The following is a 20,260-nucleotide window of genomic DNA, read 5'->3' as shown; positions in this document are numbered from 1 at the left end:
GAGCAGAAGCCAGGCGGGACATTGTCATCCAGTCCCGCAACCTGTTCGCTATCCGACCACCGACACCTGCGCCAACCCGGCGTCGACAATCATGTTCTGACCTGTGACGGCTGCCGACTGGTCCGACGCGAGAAACAGCACCATGTCGGCGATGTGCGTTGTCTGGACCGGGAACTTCAGACACTGCAATTCGACGAAGCGCTTTGCGTCGGCGGAATCGAACCACAGCGCCTGTTGCCGCTCGGTCAGCACAGGGCCTGGCAACACCGCGTTGACACGAATGTTGTCGCCGCCCAGCTCCCGCGCGAGCGTGCGTGAGATACCGCTGATAGCCGCCTTCGCTGCCGTGTATGCGATGAGATTGGGACGCCCGCGCAACCACGAGATCGAACCCATGTTGATGATCGAGCCGCCACCTTCACGCGCCATCGCCGGCGCTGCGCGCTGCGCCGCGAATACGTGATGCGTGAGATTCGTGCGGATCATGTCGTCCCAACGTTCGAGCGTCAGATCCTGCAGCGCGCACCGGTCGTCGCGACCTGCGTTGTTGACAAGTACGCGGATGGGCCCAAGCGCCTGGGCGGCCGCATCGAGTGTCTGCCTGTACGCCTCTACGTCGCGAATGTCGCAGCGCGCGAACCACGGACGCGTCGCCGCCGGGTACCGCTCGCACAGGGCGAGACCGGCGGTTTCATCGAGATCGCAGAACGCGACTCGCGCCCGCTGCGCGACAAACGCATCGACAAGCGTCGCCCCGATTCCCGACGCACCGCCCGACACGAACACGACCGTGTTCGCAAGCGAGGAATAGATCGCGCTCATCAGTAGGCCACCGTCATCGGTGCGTTGTCGGTGTGTCCCTTCATGCGTGCGAGCACCGACTTCGCCTGCTGCATCATGAACACGAGATCGGAGCCGACGGCCACATAGTCGTAACCCATATCGACAAAATCCTTGACCATCTCAGGCGTGGGGCCAAGGGTCCCGATGGGTATGCCGACCGCGCGAGCGCGCTGCGCCGCCGATCGCATCAGCGCCTGCACGCGTTCGCTCTGCAGGTTGCCGATGCTGCCCAATGCCGCCGACAGATCACCCGGGCCGATGAACAGCGCATCGACACCTTCGACTGCGGCAATTTCTTCGAGGCGTTCGATGGCCTCAGGCGTTTCGAGTTGCACGATGCACGTAGTTAGTCCGTTTGCGAGCCTGCTGTAGTCGCTGAACGTGCCATAGCGGCTTGCGCGATGCACGCCCGCAAAGCCCCGCTGTCCCAGCGGCGGGTACTTCGCCGATGCGACGATCCGGCGCGCCTGCTCGGCGCTCTGCACATACGGAAACATCAACGTCCGCGCGCCGAGGTCGAGTGCCCGCTTGACGAGCACGGGATCGTCGCTGCCCGCCACGCGCACGATGGGCGTTGCGGGCGTGCAATCGATGGCCTGCAGCATCTGCCATGCGTCGCGGAAATCGATTGGGCCGTGCTCCATATCGATCAGCAGCCAGTCGAATCCGGCATGGCCGAGCGCCTCTGCATTGCTCGCCGTGCCCGCCATCAACCAGGTACCGAGCGGTGGCGTGGATTGGTCCAACAACGCAAGAAACGCGTTCACTTCAGGTTGATGCTTGCTCACCGTGAAACCTCTGCTTGTCAGTAGATCGACGGCTCGACCGGCTCGTGCCAGCCCGCCAGAAAATCGAAATCACACCCTTCGTTTGCCTGGGTGACATGGTCGAGAAAGAGCTTCGTATAACCGCGCGGAGGCATGTTCACGACCGGCTTCCACTGAGCGCGCCGCTGCACCAGCTCTTCGTCGGACAGACGCACGTCCAGGCGCCCCGCAGCCACGTCCAGGTCGATCACGTCGCCCGTGCGGATCAACGCAAGCGGACCGCCGGCAGCAGCCTCGGGTGCCACATGCAGCACGCAGGTGCCGTAGTGCGTGCCGCTCATGCGCGAATCCGAAATGCGCACCATGTCGCGTACACCTTTCTCCAGCAGCTTTTTCGGAATCGGCAGATTGCCCCATTCCGGCATGCCCGGCGCGCCGAGCGGACCGCCGTTGCGCAGCACGAGTATCGTGTTCTTGTCGACATCGAGCTCGGGATCGTCGATGCGCGCGTTCAGGTCCGCCATGGAATCGAATACCAGCGCGCGGCCACTGTGTTTGAGGAAGTGTTCGCTCGCGGCGCTCGGCTTGATCACCGCGCCTGACGGAGCGAGATTGCCGCGCAGCACAGCGAGCGCCCGCGCTGCGCTCACGGGCTGCGAGCGCGGGCGAACGATCTCGTTGTCCTCGCACTGTGCGCCTTCGAGGTTATCGCCGAGCGTGTGGCCGTTCACCGTCATGCAGTCAAGCGCGAGCTTGTCGTGAATGCGTTGCAGCAGTGCCAGAAGGCCGCCCGCATAGTAGAAATCTTCCATCAGGTTCGAGCCGGACGGCAGCACATTGGCTAGCACCGGTACGCCCTCGCCCAGCCGCTGGATATCATCGAGCGTGAGTGGCACATTGCCCCGGCCCGCAATCGCGATCAGGTGAATCGCCGCGTTCGTCGATCCGCCAATCGCCATGTAGGCGGCGATTCCATTGGCTACTGTCTTCTCGTTGAAGAAGGTCGAAGGCTTCAGGTCCTCCCACACCATGTCGACGATGCGCGCGCCGCTTTCCGACGCCATGCGCGTATGCGCCGAGTCCATCGCGGGGATGCTTGCCGCGTTAGGTAAAGTGAAGCCCATTGCTTCGGCGATCAGCGTCATCGTGCTCGCGGTGCCCATTGTGTTGCAGGTGCCAGGGGTGCGCGACATGTGCGATTCCAGTGCGATCCATTCGCGCCCGCTCAGATGTCCCGACTGCCGTTCGTCCCAGAACTTGCGTGTGTGCGTTCCCGCGCCGACTTTCTCGCCACGGTACCTGTCGTTGAGCATCGGCCCTGCAGGCACGAAGATGCACGGCAGGTCAGCGCTCAACGCGCCCATCAGCAGACCGGGCACCGTCTTGTCGCAACCGCCCAGCAACACGGCGCCGTCGATAGGCAGCGAGCGCAGCAGTTCCTCGACCTCCATCGAGAGAAAATTGCGGTAGATCATTGTCGTCGGCTTGACGAGCACCTCGCCAAGCGACATGGCCGGCAACTCGAACGGCATGCCGCCCGCCTGGAGGATGCCGCGCTTGACCGCTTCCGCGCGTTCGCGCAAATGCGCGTGGCACGGCGAGAGATCGCTCCACGTATTGACTATTGCAATCAGGGGGCGCGACATGAATTCCTCGCGCCGCAAGCCCATCTGCTGCAACCGCTGCCGGTGAGCGAACGAACGCGTGTTGTCGGGCGCGAGCCATCGCTGGCTGCGGAGATCTTCCAGAAGCTTTCGCTCTTTCTTCACGTGTGACCTGCCTGGATTGAACAGACCCGGCGAAAACCGTCGAGCCTTTTGGATAAATTTATGTTAGCGCTACTTTGCGTTATTATTTGTTAGCGCTATTCCCAAGTCAACCAAACTTCTTTAGGGGATTTCCCTCGTCATGAGTCAGTCAGTCCGCAAACGACGCGGTTCCGGCCGCACCACATTGCACGACGTCGCCGAACTGGCGAGCGTCTCGGCAATGACGGTCTCGCGATACTTCAACAACAAGGACAGCGTGGGTCCCGACATGCAAGAGCGCATCAGGGCCGCCATCGAACAGACGGGCTACGTTCGCAACGTATTCGCAGGCTCGCTCGCCTCCGCCCGCGGCCGCTCTGTCGGCATGGTGATTCCGCACATTTCCGGCGGCGTATACGCGGAGACGATTCAGGCCGTGACGGACACCTTGCGTCCGTTCGGGTACCAGTTGCTGCTTGCGTCGAGCAATTATTCGACGGAAGAGGAAGAAGCGGCCGTGCGCGCGTTCATCGGCTGGGCGCCCGCCGCGATCATCCTCACCGGGCAGAAGCGCTCACGCAAAACCACGGAACTGCTCACGAACGCCCACATCCCTGTCGTCGAAACATGGGCGCACAAGGCCAGACCTCAGCATATTCAGGTGGGGTTCTCGAATCCGGCGGTGGGCCGCGACAGCACGCGCTATCTTTACGAGCGTGGTTATCGCCGCATAGTGTTCGTTCATCCGCACCGCGCCGACGACGTAGGCGCAAACGACCGTGCAAGCGGCTACGAAGCGGCAATGCGTGAACTGGATCTGACGCCCGTCACGTTCCGCCCGAAATCCGAGGTTCCGCTGGACGCCGGCATGGAAGCGTTCCAGACGCTCACGAGTGGCCGCAAGCCGGCCGAAGCCATCATCTTTCCCAACGACAACCTTGCCGCTGGCGCGCTGCTCTATGGTCTGCGGCAAAAGATCGAGATTCCGCGGACGTGCGCCGTGATGGGCTTTGGCGACCTGTCCATAGCCGACAAGCTGGTGCCGTCGTTGACGACCGTGCGGCCGCCGCGCTATGAAATGGGCAAGATCGCTGCGTTGCGCGTGATCGAATTGCTACGCGCGCTCGAAGAGGACATGCCAACCGATACGATCGAGCGCGACACGCTGCTGTCTTATGAAATAGTCCAGCGCGAAAGCGCGTAATGCTCATTCGGATAGCTCATTCAGGCGCACTGCGTTTCTCGACCAGCCCGGCCACAGGCACGCGCATCGCAAACACGCCGCCCGATTGCGGATACTGTTCGAGCTCGCTGGCGGGACGGCCCTGGCGCGCGGTGGTCACATAGAGCGTGCGCAGGTCGCCACCACCGAATGCGCACATGGTCGGGCAGCGCGCGGGCAATTGAAACTCCTCGACGACCTTGCCTTCCGGCGAGATGCGAACAACGCGGCCGCCTTCATACAAAGCGGACCAGTAGTGCCCTTCGCTATCCACCGACGCGCCATCGGGACGCCCGCGATCCGTCGGCGTTGGCTCGAACTTCACCCAGTCTTCGCGCGGCCCGGCCTCGCCGGTTTCAATGTCGTACGAATGCCGGTAGATCGTGAAGCGCGGCGTATCGGAGTGATAACACCAGCGGTAGTCGGGACTGAACGCCATGCCGTTCGAGGTGAGCAGACCCGCATCTATTTTTGTCAGCGCGCCGTCCGCGTAGCGATACAGCGCGGCTGCATTGGCGGCCTTCGGCTCATCGAGCGTACCGAGCCAGAAGCGGCCACGCGCGTCACAGCGGCCGTCGTTGAAGCGGCTGGTCGCAGGATTCTCCGGATTCGCACAGAGCTTGCGCACCACCTGCCCCTTTTCATCGAGCAGAAAGATGCCCGTGCGCATGCCTGCGATAAAACCGCCGTCTTCGGTCAGCGAGAAGCACGCAATATTTTCGGGTGTCGGAATTGCGGTGTCCTGCCCGGTCGCAGGATCGAAACAATGTAGCGCGGGTGCCTGAATATCGACCCACCAGAGCTTCGCGCGGCGCTCATCCCAGCGCGGACATTCGCCGAGCGCGGCGGCAGCGGGCAATACACATTCGAACGTCTGCATGATGCGGGTTCCTCTCTCACGAAGTTTCAATACGGACGGTCGCGGTTCACACGTCCATGTCCATCTCCAGTTTGACCACATCGCCGCGATAAATCACATCTGCATAGTAGACGACGACGCCGTTCGCGTCGTTGAACACACGCTGCACGCGAGCGACAGGCGAGTCGACCGCGATACGCAGGAGATGCGCGGTATCGGCGTCGGCGGTGCCGATCGTCAGCGTTTGATGGGCCCGGCTCATCGGCCTGGGTTTCATCTCCATCAGGATCGGGATGACCGTTTCCTTGCGAAAACGCGCGCGCGCCCGCGCAAATATCCGCTCGTCCAGATATAGCCCGATAACGCAGTACGGCTCGCTGCCCGTCGAATGCACGCGCTTCATGTAAGTGTACGCGCGAGCGAGCGTGCCGTCGCCCTCGCGTATGGGCGGCTGCCGGCTGTTTTCGTCGATTGTCAGCAACTCGGCCCTGGTCACGCGATAGGTATCGGCCAGCGCATCGAGGCTCGTCACCACATGCACCGGTCTGAGCGACGCGGCCGGCGCGCTGACGAACGTGCCGCGGCCTCGCATGGGCGTCAACGCGCCCTCCTTCGTCAGCAGTTGCACAGCCTGACGCGCCGTCACGCGCGCTACGCCGAATTCCGCGGCAAGCTGTTCGAGGGTGGGAATCAGTTCGCCGTCACGCCACACGACACGCGCAATACGGTCTCGCATGACATCGGCAATTTGCAGGTAAAGCGGGATCGGACTGGATGTGGATGGCCGCATGATGAGCGCGCAATGAACGAACGAGACCGAATCTTACGCCGGTACCCGATGTCGCCCGATTTGCATTTGATGTTGAAGTGGACTTAATTTATGACGTACTATAACCCATACTTTAATAACTTATGCCGGCGGGAATGTTTATCGACCAGTCGGACGATCCGTGGGACACATAGTCATGACCTACCCTCAGCACGACCACCCGAACCTGTCGCCCGTCGCGATCAGGCGTGTCGAGACCTACGTGTTGCGCTGCCCGATCGCAACACCTGTTCAAACGTCGTTCGGTATCATGCACGACCGCCCTGCGCTGTTCATCGAGGTCATTGCCCAAGACGGCGCATCCGGCTGGGGTGAAGTGTGGTGCAACTTCCCCGCTTGCGGAGCCGAGCATCGCGCGGCGCTGGTGCAGACAGTGTTCGCACCGCTCATGGAAGGACAGCGCGTCGTGCATCCCGCAGCCATGTTCGAGGATCTGACGCGGCGTACCGCCGTGCTCGCACTGCAGTCGGGCGAGCCAGGACCCATCGCGCAGGTCATTGCGGGCATCGATCTCGCGTTATGGGACCTGCAGGCGCGGCGTGCCGGTCTGCCGCTCTGGCGGCTGCTTGGCGGTAAGTCCGACGAAATCGGCGTCTATGCGAGCGGCCTGAATCCGACCGGAGCGGAGTTGATCGTGGCCGAGCACCTCGCGCGCGGCTTCGACGCCTTCAAGCTGAAACTCGGGTTCGGACGCGAGCGCGATGCCGCGAACCTGAAGAGGGTGCGCGAGATCATTGGTCCGGAATGCCGCCTGATGGTCGACGCCAATCAGGCGTGGAATCTCGACACAGCGTTATCGATGGCCGAGGTGCTCGACGAGCATCGTCCCCTATGGCTCGAAGAGCCGCTGCGCTGCGATCGCCCCATCATGGAGTGGCAGATGTTGAGCGCCCGGACCGCCATCCCGCTCGCGGCGGGCGAAAACTTTGCGAATCACGCCGCGTTCAAGGAAGGCATCGCCAGCGGCGCACTCAGCGTGATTCAGCCCGATGCCGCCAAGTGGGGCGGCATTTCCGGCAACTGGCCTGTAACCCAGGCAGTGCAGGCGGCGGGGCTCATGTATTGCCCGCATTACCTCGGCGCAGGCGTGGGCCTGCTTGCGTCGGCGCATCTGCTCGCTGCAGCAGGCGACAGCGGCGGACGCGGTCTGCTCGAAGTCGATGCCAATCCCAACCCGCTTCGTTCGCGGTTATCGGGTCCGATCGAGACGCCTGCAGGTGGCCGCGTGCGTCTTGGCGAAGCGCCGGGCATCGGCATCACGCCTGACATTGCGTCGCTGCGCCGCGAGATTGCGGCCGCCGGATAACCGGACTGCACACCACCCTCGTTCTCTCTACTTGCATGGACATTCAATGAGCACCGCGCCTTCTTATTCCGATACACAACTCTTCATCGACGACACCTGGCGCGCCACGTCGCGCACGCTGCCCGTGGTCAACCCCGCAACGGAGATCGAGATCAGCCGTGTGTCAATGGCGGACACGGCCGACCTCGACGAAGCAGCCGCAGCCTCTTTACGTGGCTTCAAAATCTGGCGCAAGATCCCAGCTTTTGAGCGCAGCGCACTCATGCGCCGCGCCGCGCAACTGATGCGCGAACGTGCCGAAGATATCGCCGTTACCATGACCCTGGAACAGGGCAAGCCGCTTGTGGAGTCGCGCGCTGAAACGCTGGCTTCCGCGGACGTCATTGAATGGTTCGCCGAGGAAGCGCGCCGTACCTATGGCCGCGTGATTCCGTCACGTGTCAACATCGTCCGGCAGATCGTCACACGCGAACCCGTCGGCCCTGTCGCCGCATTCACGCCGTGGAATTTCCCGATCAACCAGGCAGTGCGCAAGATTGCTGCCGCCCTTGCGGCGGGATGCTCCGTCGTGCTGAAAGGCCCCGAGGAAACACCCGCAAGTTGCGCCGCGCTCGTTCGCGCCTTTTCGGATGCCGGCTTGCCGGCCGGCGTGCTGAACCTCGTGTTCGGCGTACCCGCCGAGATATCGAACCACCTGATCGCCCACCCCGCCATCCGGAAGATATCGTTCACGGGTTCGACGGCGATCGGCAAGCTGCTTGCGGCGAAAGCGGGTGAGCACATGAAGCGTGCAACGATGGAACTCGGCGGCCATGCGCCCGCACTCGTCTTCGCCGACAGCGATGTGCCACGCGCCGCTCGACTGCTCGCCGCCGCGAAATATCGTAATGCGGGTCAGGTGTGCATCTCGCCCACGCGCTTCATCGTCGAACACTCCGTATGCGACGAGTTCATCGAGCACTTCGTCGTCGCGGCGCAAACCATCCACGTGGGCAACGGTCTGCACGACGGTGTACAGATGGGCGCGCTTGCCAACGCCCGGCGTCTGCATGCAATGGAGCAACTTGTAGCAGATGCGGTCGCGCAAGGCGCGACGATAGCCACGGGAGGCAGACGGCGGGAACGTGAAGGCTACTTCTTTGAACCCACCTTGCTGATCGATGTACCGCCATCCGCGCGCATCATGAACGAAGAGCCCTTCGGCCCGATCGCGGCCGTCTCGACTTTCAGTACTTACGATGAGGCCATCGGCGAAGCCAACCGCTTGCCCTTCGGTCTTGCCGCGTATGCATACACATGCTCAGCGGCCACGATGGCGTCGCTGGGCGACGATATCGAGAGCGGCATGATCTCGATCAATCACCACGGACTTGGAATGCCTGAAACACCGTTTGGGGGGATCAAGGATTCTGGATACGGATCGGAAGGCGGCAGCGAGGCGCTGGAAGCGTATCTGAATACGAAATTCGTTTCCGAGCATCGTTGAGGCGTCGTTTGCGCATCGAGCTGCCAGCGAGAGAACGCCTCATGCCATCTTCTCCTCGTCTTTGGATCAGCTGTCCAGTGACGGCATCGACGACTGCATATTGACGAGGCGAGCTGATCAGAAAATTAGGAACACTCGCGAGACACGGTCATCCTGGCCGACGGTTATCAAGAGCACGCGTTGCTCATTTTCCGCTCACTCTCCAGGCCTACGATGCACTCCATCGACGAGCGGCACCTTGATTTACGGCTAATTCCAATTGCCTGCTGCAATCGTCGTGACGCGGTAGACCATTGGTCCGCCATGAATCTAATCACTGACTGGAGTGCATCATGTTTGCGAAATTTTCCAAAACGCTGAATGAGTTTTTCTTCCTCACCGAAGAACAGAAACGCGAGTCCTATCTGGGGAAGTCAGTCGACTTCGTCGATCTCGAACGTCGTATACACGCCTTCGAAATGAACCACCAGCCGATCACTTTGTATTCCGATAGCACGTCGCGTGACCGGCACTTTTGATTTCGCGCGAAACGCGGCCACGTCATTGTCAGGCCCTTCGGATATCGACATCTCGCCGGCCGGTAACCTGTAGAGGAGGCAGCAACCGTGCGCTAAATCGCCCGGGTATCAGTTAAGCCGGGCAGGCCGGACGCCCGCGTTATACACACGGGGCCGCTCGACACCGTCACGCGCCCCCTTTACTAGACATACCGACGGACCGCACGCGCCTGCCGACTACTGCGTCCCAATGAACCTGACGATTCGGTCAGCCAACTGACGAGGGTACTGATACATCATCGCGTGACCACCGGCCCTCACTTCCACCAGCGTGGCATTGGGCAAGATGTGACCGAGCACAACGGAATTGCTCGGCCGCAGCACCTCGTCGCTTGTGCCAGCGAGGATCAGCGTCGGCACCGTGACGCGATCGAGACCCCGGAGCGCCTGATTGTCCTGCTTCCAACGCCGTAGAATGAGGTCCTGGGCGTGCGTTACGGCGTCCGTGATGTGCGGTTCGGTATAACCCACAGGCGCAAACATGTCATGAACAAAGCATGCTTTAGCACTCGGTAGTGCAGGCGTTGGAAACAGCACTTCCATCACGTGATCGAAATGTCCGCTGCCGCTTCCCGACAAGGCCTGGTCAACGTCAGTTGGCGGCAGCGCAGCGCGCGGGCCGGGGGGCATCGACGAAAGCAGAATGAGCTTCGAGATCAGCGAAGGCTCGTCGATCGCGAGTTGCTGCGCGATGATGCCTCCCATCGACCAGCCTAATACCGTCGCGTTCTTCAAGTGCAGGCCGCGGAGCAGCGCGGCGGTATCACTCGCCAGATCGCGCACGCTGTAACTCGCGTCGTGCATCTGCGACTGCCCGATTCCACGATTGTCGAAGACGACAACCTCATGATGCTTCGCGAGATCGGAGAGAAAGTACGCATTCCATTCGGCCATGCTTGCGCGATAACCGGTAATCAGCACGATTGGACTGCCGTGACCGAACCGGAAGTACCCGATCGAGCCGTTCGGGGTCTCGAGTATCCGTTCCTTCAGTCCCGCTTGGCGATCTTGACGGAACGCGCCGGATCCACATCGCATGTCATCCTGCCAAGCGACCGTCCCGGCATAGGCGACCGGCAGCATCTGCGGGACGAGCAACCCGGAGCAGACCAGCAACTGCGCGATCAGGCGACAGCCACTACGTTTCTGGCACGACAGCAAACCGCTGGTCACGTCCGACCGATACTTGAATGTCATGCCGACTCCTCTTGACTCGATGCACGTCAGCGTAACAATCGTTTGTTAGCGCAAAGTGAGCACACGTCGATCCGACGTTTCCGAGACATCGTTCGCAAAAAGCTGTCAACGCCCCCTGTTTGCAAGATATGACGCGCTAATTTTTCTCTCATTCTGCAGCGTGATGATAAGGCTATGGATCACGAACGGCACAGGCCGCTGCGTTCCACTGTCCCACTACAAAGAGGCACCCAGAATGTTCACAAGGATTCTAGTTGCGGTTAGTGCAAGCTCGGTCGATACGGTATTGGAATCGGCCATCGAAATTTCCAAAAAGTACGATGCGCGCATTTTTGCGCTGCACGTGGTCGACCCCATGCCCTGCTGGATGGGGCCACTCGACTACGACTTCGGACTCATCGTCCAGGCGCTGGAAGCACATGGACGCGAAATCGTTACGCGAATGGCTGATGTGCTCGACGGTCATTCAGGTCTCAACGAAACCCGCATGGTCACGCTGCCGATATCGGGTCAATCGGTGGGCCAGGCGATCGCCTCTGCCGCCGACTCGTCGGGTGCCGATCTGATTCTTCTCGGCGAGCGGAAATCGGGTTGGTGGCGCTGGATGAGCGAAGATGTTGCCTCGGAGGTACGGCGCCATACGAACACGCCGACTCAGACCGTCTCCGGCAAAGTCATCGGCGGCTCGACGCGTCGCGGCGCTACACGCTGGACCGGAGCGCCGGCCGCTGATGCCCAATAATCCGGGTGCCGGTATCGATCGCGACATTCGCCGCTGACTGGCGACACGGCGGTCACCAGGATTTATTTAATGATGATCCCAATCCTCGGCAGGACACACCTATAGATTAGTTATCCTCGGTTAACAGATGAATGTGATTAATTGAACGACCACGGTGACTCACCGGAATCATTTTAGAGTCCGTTTCACTGGGCCATTCTTGCCGAGACAACAAGGAGTAGAGAATGCGTCACTATCATTGCAACAGTCCCGAGGCAGCGGGCCGCATCCTGGCGGCCTGTCTGCTTTCCGACGGACATCTTGGCCTTACGGAACTTGAAGCACTCGATCGTTGCGGTATGGAAAGGCGGCTGTCGTTAAATCGAAGCCGTTTGCTCTCCATCGTGCAAACGCTGTATGAAGACCTGACGCGCTGCGGGTACCTGAGCTGGAGCGACGTGTGTCAGGTTGATCCCGCGACACTTGCTTGCCTGGCGGCTGATGTGCACGACCGGCAACTCCGTCGCGACATCATTGATCTATGCAACGAAGCCGTCATGGCGGACCATAGCTACTGCGATCGGGAAGCTGACTTCCTGAGACTGCTGCGCGACGCGTGGCAACTTCCGGCGCAATGACTTCAGATGCATCCTGCTCGCCCGACAGCTGTTGGCCCCCTACGCGGCCACATGCGGCGGGCAGGTCTCTTTGTAAGCGGAAAGATGTCATTTGAAATTGCAATGCAGGCCATGCGCCGTATGCAGTGATCGAAGGGGCGCCTGCCGGGGAAGTTCAAGACAATCGGGTTGCGGGCGCTGAGTCGCAACCGCTCGCTAGCCTGAGCGATCACCGCCCGCTTCAGCAACTCGGCTGTCGGTCGGTGACGTGTTTTAAGTTCAAGTTATCGTCCGATGAACTTGAGTGCGTCCATCATCGGCGTCTTCGACACATTGACCATTCCCTGAAATGGCGTGTCGAGATCAAGGACAACAAACACGGCAGTCGTGGCCGATAAGGCGCAAAGAAGAAATACAACGCACATGCTCCAGTTTCTGGGTGCACTGAAGCCGAATATTCCGAATATGACAACCAGCCATCCAACCAGGATCGCAATGAGAGGGGTTGGAATCGAGCCCCTCCTGTGTTCGAGTGCAAGCCATCGACCTGCAAATATGTTGTTCCAAAGTTCCATCGCATGGTCACGGAGTTTTTCCTGCGAAGGGCCGAGGGTCTGCAGAGCGAAAATGCGTCCCTGGATGTCATAGGTACTCGCGAGGATTTCTCGCGATTCTGCCTCTGCGGTCATTCCCCTTTCGTTGGAAAACAGGAAGGAGATCCATCTGGCATACTCGTTCTTGATGTCGACTCGCAGACCTTCGGCCGATGGGCCAAGCTGGGACAAATTTCGATCCAGCTGGATCATTGCGACACTATTATGCTGGAGCGCGGTGTTGACCAGGTCGAGCGATGAATTTCCGGCCGAAATCAGCAGGCTAAGCACCAACGCCGACAGCGTCGCCACCAGACCAACGGCAATACGCATCGCGGCAAGTGAGTCTTCAGAGAAATGGTGATCTGCCAGGCTTGCGCGCACATGCGACCCAAGCGCTGCACTCAAAAGAATGAGCGCAAGCACAATGGCAGAAAAGACATAGTGATCCATGTGGAAACGGTTTCCTTCGATCGGGCGGGCCAGGTGATTGAGGTCGAGCTGCCGTGGCAGTCATGCTGCGGATGTAAGACTGGCTGCGCAGGAGGCTAGCGTTTATCGGGCTTCCGACCTGGCGGGTCCTGATGGGCAGCTAATCCGGTATTCCAGGCGACCGTATCAGGCGCGCTGATGGGAATGTCAAGGTCAAGCCGCATGCACGCAGCGCAAACCGTAAGTACGGTGCTTGTTCGTAAGCACGTTACCTCGCTGGCCGAGATAAACCACCGCATTCCAGAAATACGACGTTCGAACGCCGGGATAGTAAGCTCCCATGCGGTCGGATAGCTAGCTGCGGGCAACTAGCTATCCCGACACACTTACGAATCCCGATCGGCGACGAAGCCGCGACAAGGCGTGTCTGATGCCGGCCTGTGATGGAATCTACGCTTTACCAGCGTGCTGTCCGTATGGAACGCATCGGGACATTCCGCCTTCAATTTTTCGATCGTCATTTCAACATGCTCGATGCCGAACTTTGATGCATTAATTAATTCTACTTGATGAGGATAGCTGATCTTCATGGTCTAACATCCTAACGGAAATGGATCAATAAAATATAAGCGGAAAAATTAGCGCGGGGACGCTCAGCTGTGGCTGAACAGCGCGATTCGACCGCTCTTGTACAGGTCGCGGACTTTACTCGCGAACGGTGCCTGCGGCGCCTGCTTGCACTCGCCAACTATCATGGCTACCGGAGTTGCGACATCGACGACCGTCGTCACGGTCTCGGTTACGCCCAGCTTGTCGACACCTGAGACCCAATAGACGAGCGCCGGCTTGTAAGCGTCGTCCACGGCGAGGAAATCTGAGCAGCTCATCTTTGCGGGCGTAACTGGCTTTGCGGCCTGCGCGAGAGCGAGGGGGGATACACATAGACCGGCCAACACGGCGGTCGCAATTGCAAGGTGTTTCATAACATTCTCCAGATGGTGTTGCGGATCTTTCCACCTTCGCGGCGGTAGAGCCCCGCTTGTTGATAAATCAATACCCCCGGCTTCGAGGATGAATGCTCGGGGCTGATGGTGCGCACCCTCTCGAATCGGGCACGCGTACTACGCAATGGAACTTGCCAGGTGTTGTTCACCGCAAGGTGCCGGTGCGCGTTGACTGGATACATCGTATAGGCAGTGAGTTAGGGGAAAATTACCCCGCCGCCATCGACCGCGTAAGGCAGACTTCACACCTGTATTTCGACTGCCGGCTCACCGACGCACAGCGATACGAGACGATCGGACCGCGTGGATCGTCAGTATTACCAATAGCCGAAAGTTTGCGGATAGCCATAGACGACCGCCGGCGCAGGCGCCAAGACAGGCTGCGGCGCGTACATTGGCGCGGTCGAATAGACGGCCGGGTGTGTGATTTGATTTCCCTTTGACGCCATGCATTGCGAATAAGCGGCGTCGTAGCGGGCTTGCAGACTGGCCGAAGTGGCCTGAGCGCCGTTGGCGCCCACGGCGCTGCCAAGCAGCAAACCAGCGCCGGCGCCGATCGCCGCGCCGATACCGGCATCGCCTGCTGCCGCGCCAAAAAGCGCGCCTGCTGCCGCACCGCCTACGGTGCCGATCGCCCCGGTGCGTAGACCGTCGTTGGCCGCCGCCGCCGATGGTTGCGAGGCATTGTCAGAGCGGAACGCATAATCCCTGCACGCGTAATCTTCCTGCTGGAATTTGCTCAGCGGCTCTCCTCCGGGCGGCAACGCGACCACGGTCGGGCCGGTGGGAGGAATGACGGCGCACCCGGTCAGGGAGAGGGCGATCAAGCATAAAGGTGTTGCCACGCACACGAGTTGTAAACGTTTCATGATGTTAGATATCCAGTGAGTACACAGATGTCATAGTGACGTCGCAGAATTAGCGCTGAATTACTTCGCGGTGAGTGAGGAACCTGTGCTGCCGGAACACACCGAGTCAATCGCTGGTCGATTCTTTTCATGATAAAAATAAGGAATACTAGGCATATTGATCTCGTCGCTCCTGATTCCTTACCGCGACACCCAGCAAGCCCATCGGGGCTATCGCTCGTCGCGCACTACGACGCAAATCACAGAGAAGCGCCGACCACGCTTCTCTGTCGACGCGATTGCGTATCGAATTCGATACGGCTCGTTCTATTGCGCGGCTCATCCTGAAGAAGGGCTTCGATCGCCATACGGTCCACTTTGCCCTGTTCGGTATGTGGCACGCGATCTACCGCGAGAATGCGTACCCGGTTCGAAATGGAAATGCCGAACACAGCTTCGAGAATGCTTGCGCACCGCGCAACCTGTACGTGTCTTCCCGGCCATGGCTCAACCAACGCGTTCCATGTATATCCCGCTGAACCGTTTCCGGGTGCATACGCCGCGGCATACCGCACGTCAGGCAGCCAGCAGAGGATCTCCTCAATCCTGGTCGGGCTGATATAAACACCATCGATCACAGCCACATCGGACGCACGCCCAAGCACATGCAGGTGGCCGTCCTCGTCGATGAAACCGGTGTCGCCCATGCAGCACCAGCCGTTGCGAAACTTGCGTGACTCCGCTTCCGGCTGCCTGTAGTAGCCCTGCGCCACACAACACGACCTCACCTCGATGTTGCCGATCTCCCCTACGGCCGCGAACCGTTCGTCTAAGCGTCGAATGCGTACCTCGACGCCATCCACAATCCGCCCTGCGCTGAATGCCATGTTGACGGTTGCCTCGTACCTCGGCGGAGCAAGCACGCTCACCAGACCCGCCTCGCTCGCGCCGTACATATGCTTGAGCACCGGACCGAAACGCCTGATTGCGCGTTGTCGCAGAACCGCGGGCGTCGAGCCGCCAATGTGCGCAATCGAACGCAACGACGACAGATTGCGCCAGCGTGCGTCCGGATGGTCCATCGTTTCGAAAAGTTGTGGCTCGACGAGCAGCAGGTCGGTGATGCGTTCCGACTCGATCACCGAGAGCGTCGCGGCAGGGTCGTATTGGCGGTCGAGCACGACCGTGCCTCCACCGATCAAGGTCGAGTCCACAAGTACTTGTGAAATGTAGGCGAGCGCGCCATTGACGAGCTGCCGCTTATCTTCTGCCTTCTCTGCTCTGACCATCGCCGAATACGCCGCGAACGATCTCCGGCTGCATTTCGGCACGCCCGTCGTGCCACCGGACGATACGATCACGGCGAGGTCATCGGGCATGGCACGGCTGCGCAAGGGCCGATCCGAACGCTCCGCAGCAAGCCGATCTAGCCGTAAAGTATCAGCGCCGAAACCCACTGGCACGACGCGCGCGGTCACGCTTTCCGGGACGAGGTGCACGGTTTCTCCGAACACGATCAGGAGCGTGGGCTGGATTCTGGCAAGCAGCGTCCTGTGTTGATCGCGCTTCGCGAGCGCAGGCATGAACAGCGTCGCGGCACCGAGAAGATTCGCCGAGTAACGGATAGCGAGCGCATCGGGACAATTGAGTGCGAGCAATGCGACGAGAGAACCCCGGCCAATACCGAGTGCCTCAAGCGCACGTGCGTAACGAAAGATCGAGCGACGCAGCGCGCCGCCGGTAACGTCGGTACGAAGATAGCGCAGTACAGGTCTATCAGACCGTATGCCCAGCTGGTCGAGTAATGCATCGATATAGAGCGGCTCTGTTGTTTCGCTGTAACTTGTCATGATCGATCCTCTTTCGTGAGTCATGTGGCGGCCGTCGCTGCGCATGTCGGCCGTGAGCCTGCGCGTTCTCGCGACCCCACCCCACCCTTGCTTTCCACGCATGATGAGCGCGAAAAATGAGCGCAGAATGAGCAAAAGACTAGCTGACCAGTGCGGTCGTGAGATCCCGATATCCGGAGCCGCTAATTCCCGTCTAAGATTTCGGCACTACTATCCGCTTCATCGTTTCATCGACGCACATGAACACATGAGAGGGAAAATGGCATTGTCAAGTTTGAGGTTGTAACCAAACTTCGGAGCACAAAGTAGTTATCCTTATTAGAACGGCAAGTCCGAATTGCCGAATAAGCTAGCGTTGGGAGGTTCCATGAGTCACGCACTTTTCGAGATTTCATCGGCTATTTGTATTCTGTTGTTCGTCGGCTTCGTTGTTTTCAGAGCATTCACCTCACCGCTTCCGGGAAAGGAAGAGCGTTTTGACTTGTTTATGAAACGAAACGACATCAGCCGGTCGCAAGACACGCTGCGTCACGAGTCCCTTGAGCTTGGCGACAAGACCCCTAGACCGTGACGGCACGGCCACCACCTTCGGCTAGGTTGCCATCGGCAATCATCTGTTCCGCGCGCATGCATGCATCGACGACCACCTCCCTTTGCTCGTGCACCGTCTTCAGCCCCTCCGCGATCTTCGCTTCGGCGGCTGGTACGTCGAATCTAGCCATTTTTCTTATTCCCTTGGCGATACACGGATCTAACCGGACGCTAAGCGTACGAATTTGCGGATTCTGAGACGGCCCCTTTTCGATGGACGCGGTTTGACGTCGCGTCGTATGCGACCCGGCCGCCGCGGCGCGGCCGGGCGACAAACGCGAATCCCGCTCCCAACTCAAGAAGGAACCGGGTGATATGACGGGTGAGCGCCCGCTCGATATCACGCTCCTGTGCACCTTCAGTAGGCCGAGAAAGTCGAAAATGTACGGGTCCTTCAGCGCATCCCGAGCGAGATCGGACTGCTGCGGGGGTAAAGTTTCCCTGAAATTCGCCACGGCGCTGCCGGCTCGCATAGGCCGCTGTCTCGATCAGCAAGATACAGAGATGGAACCAGGGCAATTGTGCAGCAGGCTGCTGCACAAATTCCGCGTCTGGCCAGACCTGCGCCAGCGAGCGCATATATTTCAGGTCCCGCAGGGAAAAACCGCGCATGTCGGGAAACGCTGCTTTCTGGTCCCGGGCAAGCCGGTCAACTACTCCGGCGCCCCACCCCTGTCGCTGCGGACGATCCAAGATTTCCCGGCCAATCTGCCAGTACAGCGCCATGAGTTCGCGGTTCGCGCTGGTGACTGCGCGAAGTCGGGTTCGCTCGACCCTCTGTTTAAGTTCAGCGAGCCAGCGTCTGTAGCCGTCGCCACTACGGCTTAAAATCTTGGCGCCGCCCGGCCGCCCCCATAACCAAACCGCCGGACTGGGCAATTAGCTGTCTGGTTTGATGCTAAAATTGATGCTTGAATGCATCAAACGAGGAGCCGTCCGCCATGAGAACCACCGTTACGATCGATGACACGCTCTATCAAGAGGCACTGGAACTCGCCGATCCCGGGACGGATAAGGCCGACCTTTTCCGGCTCGCGATGCAGACCTTCGTCCGCATCCAGGCAGCCAAGCGCCTCGCCATGCTTGGCGGTACCATCCCCGAAATGCGCGAAATTCCACGACGTCGCCCGGAGACCGACGCATAGTGAACGTCCTAATCGATACCTCGGTGTGGGTTGATCATTTCCGCCGAGGCAACGAAACGCTCGCTCATCTGATCAGCACCGATCAGGCGCTTACCCATCCGCTCGTGCTCCTTGAACTCGCCTGCGGAACCCCACCCGCACCACGGGCACGGTCCCTCCACGACATCGGGCTGCTGCGGCACGTACAGCAAGCGACATGGAACGAGGTCATGCGGTTCATCGAAACCGAGCGGCCGTATGGCCAAGGATGCGGCGGCGTCGACCTGACGCTGCTGGCCTCGACCTTGATGACCCCCGGTGCCCAGATCTGGACGCTGGACAACCGGCTCGCCACGCTCGCGCGCCAACTCGGCGTTGCCTACCCGCGCGACGCGCATTGAATATTCGTCGCTCATCGGGATCGGTCAAGCGAAGACTGCACCCGAAACCCTTGATCCGCTGCTTCGTTTAAATCCATCGCAAATCGCCTTAATGGATATGTCGTAGGCAACGACCGCTGCCAGCCTTTCGGGCGCGATGAAAAGCTCGAACGGGCGAAAACGCTCGGTGCATATGCCGGCGTCAACTATCGGCGCCATGAGGACTGGGCCGGCGAAGTCCTGAAATTGACCGATGGCGCCGGTGTCGACCACGTCTTGGAAGTCGGCGGCCCAGAAAGCTTCGCGCCATTCGCCGCGGCGGCCAGATCAATGTCTTGGCTACCTTGGGGGAACCACCGGAGCCATCAACCCGCTCGACACCTTTCGTCGACAGGTTCGCGTGCTGGGTCATGACTGGTCGCAAAGTGGCCCGCGCCGACCCGTCGTGGCGGCCGTTCGCGGGACCGCTCTCCCCCGCGAGCGAACGGCAGGCGGTTGTGATTCTGAACACGCTCTTCTCCTGGCTGGTCAACGCAGGCTACCTGGCTGGCAATCCGCTGTCGCTGTCACGCCAACCCGCGCGCAAGGCCAAGCCCCGCGTGACGCGCTTCCTCGAGGACGATCTATGGCAGGCCGTCAAAAGCTCGATCGGCGCGATGCCGCGTGACACCACACGGGCGCAGGAGCACTACGCGCGGGTGCGCTGGCTGATCTCGCTCCTGCATCTGATGGGCCTGCGCTACGTGCGGGACAACCTGGGGCATGAATCGATCTCGACCACCAGCCAGTACCTGCATGCGGACAACGATGATCTGCATCGTGCAACCGAGGCAGGACTGAGGCTCAACTGGTAGCAAGATTCGAGGTCTGTACAAGCTGGTCTGTGACCAATACCCGCCGAGCGGCCGCTGTTGAGCGCACAGAATGCTTCAAGTCAGCCCGCCTACGACGCAGATTGAAGTGCATCACCCGTCCGATTTCAAGCTGGCATGGGACCGCCGACAGGCGCTCAAGGCTGTCGCCTCTGTATCCGCGTTCAGTTTTCCCACGGCGGGTCAGCCTCCTCCTCATGCAGAGTCATACTGCCTTTCCCTTCCAATTGAGCCGTTGGCATGCAGGCATCAATGAGCAGACGGGGAAATTGCTTTGACAACGCTCCGATGAAGTCATTCCGGGGCTCATTGAAAAATGAACTGGTCTATCATCAAAAGTTCGCGACCCGCGAGCGAGCCCCCAAAAAAGATCACGGAGTGGCAGCTATCCTCCGCCGCATTCAAAATGTCGAC

At 60.1% G+C, this 20,260-nt stretch carries 23 protein-coding genes and 2 pseudogenes; 12 read left to right on the top strand and 13 right to left on the bottom strand.

All coding sequences use genetic code 11. The features are described 5' to 3' along the window. Nucleotides 1–48: 48 nt before the first annotated feature. From AWB69_RS25200 to araD, 3 genes are read right to left on the bottom strand one after another with little or no spacing between them, the layout of a single operon-like run. Nucleotides 49–822 (bottom strand): SDR family NAD(P)-dependent oxidoreductase, encoded by a 774-nt coding sequence (locus AWB69_RS25200; RefSeq protein ID WP_062089545.1) that lies wholly within the window; start codon nucleotides 820–822, stop codon nucleotides 49–51. After that, nucleotides 822–1,631: an HpcH/HpaI aldolase family protein gene (locus AWB69_RS25195; protein WP_231937224.1), complete on the bottom strand. Its 810-nt coding sequence runs from the start codon at nucleotides 1,629–1,631 to the stop codon at nucleotides 822–824. Before AWB69_RS25195 ends, AWB69_RS25200 begins: the two co-directional genes overlap by 1 nt. 17 nt (nucleotides 1,632–1,648) lie before the next feature. Then, entirely contained in the window at nucleotides 1,649–3,379 is a 1,731-nt protein-coding gene (gene araD / locus AWB69_RS25190; protein WP_082913577.1) for an L-arabinonate dehydratase, read from the bottom strand. Nucleotides 3,380–3,518: 139 nt separating this feature from the next. On the opposite strand from araD, the gene AWB69_RS25185 reads away from it, so the two are divergent. Then, nucleotides 3,519–4,562 carry a LacI family DNA-binding transcriptional regulator gene (locus AWB69_RS25185; RefSeq protein WP_062089543.1) on the top strand — a complete coding sequence of 348 codons (1,044 nt, stop codon included), beginning with the start codon at nucleotides 3,519–3,521 and terminating at the stop codon, nucleotides 4,560–4,562. Between the two features lie 16 nt (nucleotides 4,563–4,578). On the opposite strand, the gene AWB69_RS25180 is transcribed toward AWB69_RS25185, so the two are convergent. Continuing rightward, nucleotides 4,579–5,460 (bottom strand): SMP-30/gluconolactonase/LRE family protein, encoded by an 882-nt coding sequence (locus AWB69_RS25180; protein WP_062089542.1) that lies wholly within the window; start codon nucleotides 5,458–5,460, stop codon nucleotides 4,579–4,581. Between the two features lie 46 nt (nucleotides 5,461–5,506). Then, nucleotides 5,507–6,229: a GntR family transcriptional regulator gene (locus tag AWB69_RS25175; RefSeq protein ID WP_062089541.1), complete on the bottom strand. Its 723-nt coding sequence runs from the start codon at nucleotides 6,227–6,229 to the stop codon at nucleotides 5,507–5,509. Between the two features lie 175 nt (nucleotides 6,230–6,404). Here AWB69_RS25175 and AWB69_RS25170 point away from each other — a divergent pair, with 175 nt between their 5' ends. The 3 genes from AWB69_RS25170 (at nucleotide 6,405) to AWB69_RS25160 (ending at nucleotide 9,578) form a co-directional block, all read left to right on the top strand. Beyond that, entirely contained in the window at nucleotides 6,405–7,574 is a 1,170-nt protein-coding gene (locus AWB69_RS25170) for a mandelate racemase/muconate lactonizing enzyme family protein (protein WP_062089540.1), read from the top strand. Between the two features lie 46 nt (nucleotides 7,575–7,620). Further along, nucleotides 7,621–9,060, top strand: a complete 1,440-nt coding sequence (locus AWB69_RS25165; protein WP_062089539.1) for an NAD-dependent succinate-semialdehyde dehydrogenase — start codon at nucleotides 7,621–7,623, stop codon at nucleotides 9,058–9,060. Nucleotides 9,061–9,392: 332 nt separating this feature from the next. Further along, complete coding sequence (locus tag AWB69_RS25160; protein ID WP_062089538.1) at nucleotides 9,393–9,578, top strand: hypothetical protein; 186 nt, start codon at nucleotides 9,393–9,395, stop codon at nucleotides 9,576–9,578. 216 nt (nucleotides 9,579–9,794) lie between these two features. Here the strand turns inward: AWB69_RS25160 and AWB69_RS25155 are convergent, their stop codons facing one another. Then, nucleotides 9,795–10,814, bottom strand: coding sequence for an alpha/beta fold hydrolase (locus AWB69_RS25155; protein WP_062089537.1), 1,020 nt, complete (start codon nucleotides 10,812–10,814; stop codon nucleotides 9,795–9,797). 235 nt (nucleotides 10,815–11,049) lie between these two features. Here AWB69_RS25155 and AWB69_RS25150 point away from each other — a divergent pair, with 235 nt between their 5' ends. Further along, nucleotides 11,050–11,556 (top strand): universal stress protein, encoded by a 507-nt coding sequence (locus tag AWB69_RS25150; RefSeq protein ID WP_062089536.1) that lies wholly within the window; start codon nucleotides 11,050–11,052, stop codon nucleotides 11,554–11,556. Nucleotides 11,557–11,780: 224 nt separating this feature from the next. Then, nucleotides 11,781–12,173, top strand: coding sequence for a tellurite resistance TerB family protein (locus AWB69_RS25145; protein ID WP_062089535.1), 393 nt, complete (start codon nucleotides 11,781–11,783; stop codon nucleotides 12,171–12,173). A 263-nt stretch (nucleotides 12,174–12,436) separates the two neighbouring features. On the opposite strand, the gene AWB69_RS25140 is transcribed toward AWB69_RS25145, so the two are convergent. From AWB69_RS25140 to AWB69_RS25120, 5 genes are all read right to left on the bottom strand, one after another. Then, nucleotides 12,437–13,198 (bottom strand): bestrophin-like domain, encoded by a 762-nt coding sequence (locus tag AWB69_RS25140; RefSeq protein WP_062089534.1) that lies wholly within the window; start codon nucleotides 13,196–13,198, stop codon nucleotides 12,437–12,439. A 365-nt stretch (nucleotides 13,199–13,563) separates the two neighbouring features. Continuing rightward, nucleotides 13,564–13,767: a hypothetical protein gene (locus AWB69_RS25135; protein WP_062089533.1), complete on the bottom strand. Its 204-nt coding sequence runs from the start codon at nucleotides 13,765–13,767 to the stop codon at nucleotides 13,564–13,566. A gap of 63 nt (nucleotides 13,768–13,830) precedes the next feature. Beyond that, on the bottom strand, nucleotides 13,831–14,160 hold the full coding sequence (locus tag AWB69_RS25130; RefSeq protein WP_062089532.1) for an HdeA/HdeB family chaperone: 330 nt from the start codon (nucleotides 14,158–14,160) through the stop codon (nucleotides 13,831–13,833). Nucleotides 14,161–14,498: 338 nt separating this feature from the next. Continuing rightward, nucleotides 14,499–15,050, bottom strand: a complete 552-nt coding sequence (locus AWB69_RS25125) for a glycine zipper family protein (RefSeq protein ID WP_082913575.1) — start codon at nucleotides 15,048–15,050, stop codon at nucleotides 14,499–14,501. A gap of 239 nt (nucleotides 15,051–15,289) precedes the next feature. Beyond that, on the bottom strand, nucleotides 15,290–16,879 hold the full coding sequence (locus tag AWB69_RS25120; RefSeq protein WP_062089560.1) for an AMP-binding protein: 1,590 nt from the start codon (nucleotides 16,877–16,879) through the stop codon (nucleotides 15,290–15,292). A 367-nt stretch (nucleotides 16,880–17,246) separates the two neighbouring features. On the opposite strand from AWB69_RS25120, the gene AWB69_RS25115 reads away from it, so the two are divergent. Further along, nucleotides 17,247–17,450 carry a hypothetical protein gene (locus AWB69_RS25115; RefSeq protein WP_062089530.1) on the top strand — a complete coding sequence of 68 codons (204 nt, stop codon included), beginning with the start codon at nucleotides 17,247–17,249 and terminating at the stop codon, nucleotides 17,448–17,450. On the opposite strand, the gene AWB69_RS47965 is transcribed toward AWB69_RS25115, so the two are convergent. Both AWB69_RS47965 and AWB69_RS46020 read right to left on the bottom strand, forming a co-directional pair. After that, a complete protein-coding gene (locus AWB69_RS47965) occupies nucleotides 17,440–17,601 on the bottom strand; it encodes a hypothetical protein (RefSeq protein ID WP_156528962.1) in 162 nt (53 codons plus the stop codon). The genes AWB69_RS25115 and AWB69_RS47965 overlap by 11 nt on opposite strands. A gap of 40 nt (nucleotides 17,602–17,641) precedes the next feature. Further along, nucleotides 17,642–18,349, bottom strand: coding sequence for a PDDEXK nuclease domain-containing protein (locus AWB69_RS46020; RefSeq protein ID WP_075643984.1), 708 nt, complete (start codon nucleotides 18,347–18,349; stop codon nucleotides 17,642–17,644). A 62-nt stretch (nucleotides 18,350–18,411) separates the two neighbouring features. Here AWB69_RS46020 and AWB69_RS25105 point away from each other — a divergent pair, with 62 nt between their 5' ends. The 5 genes and pseudogenes from AWB69_RS25105 to AWB69_RS47955 all read left to right on the top strand — a co-directional run. Next, a complete protein-coding gene (locus tag AWB69_RS25105; protein ID WP_062089528.1) occupies nucleotides 18,412–18,615 on the top strand; it encodes a type II toxin-antitoxin system VapB family antitoxin in 204 nt (67 codons plus the stop codon). Then, nucleotides 18,615–18,995 (top strand): type II toxin-antitoxin system VapC family toxin, encoded by a 381-nt coding sequence (locus AWB69_RS25100; protein ID WP_062089527.1) that lies wholly within the window; start codon nucleotides 18,615–18,617, stop codon nucleotides 18,993–18,995. Before AWB69_RS25105 ends, AWB69_RS25100 begins: the two co-directional genes overlap by 1 nt. A 75-nt stretch (nucleotides 18,996–19,070) precedes the next feature. Further along, entirely contained in the window at nucleotides 19,071–19,388 is a 318-nt protein-coding gene (locus AWB69_RS50840; protein WP_156528967.1) for a zinc-binding dehydrogenase, read from the top strand. After that, nucleotides 19,319–19,714: pseudogene (locus AWB69_RS25090) on the top strand (hypothetical protein); the annotation flags it as partial. The gene AWB69_RS50840 and the pseudogene AWB69_RS25090, both read left to right, overlap by 70 nt. 369 nt (nucleotides 19,715–20,083) lie before the next feature. Then, a pseudogene (locus tag AWB69_RS47955) lies at nucleotides 20,084–20,206 on the top strand (IS3-like element ISBvi4 family transposase); the annotation flags it as partial. Between the last annotated feature and the right edge of the window lie 54 nt (nucleotides 20,207–20,260).

Origin of the sequence: Caballeronia udeis (genome assembly GCF_001544555.2) — a bacterium.
Taxonomy (GTDB): Bacteria; Pseudomonadota; Gammaproteobacteria; order Burkholderiales; family Burkholderiaceae; genus Caballeronia; species Caballeronia udeis.
This window is presented reverse-complemented; position numbering and strand designations above follow the sequence as displayed.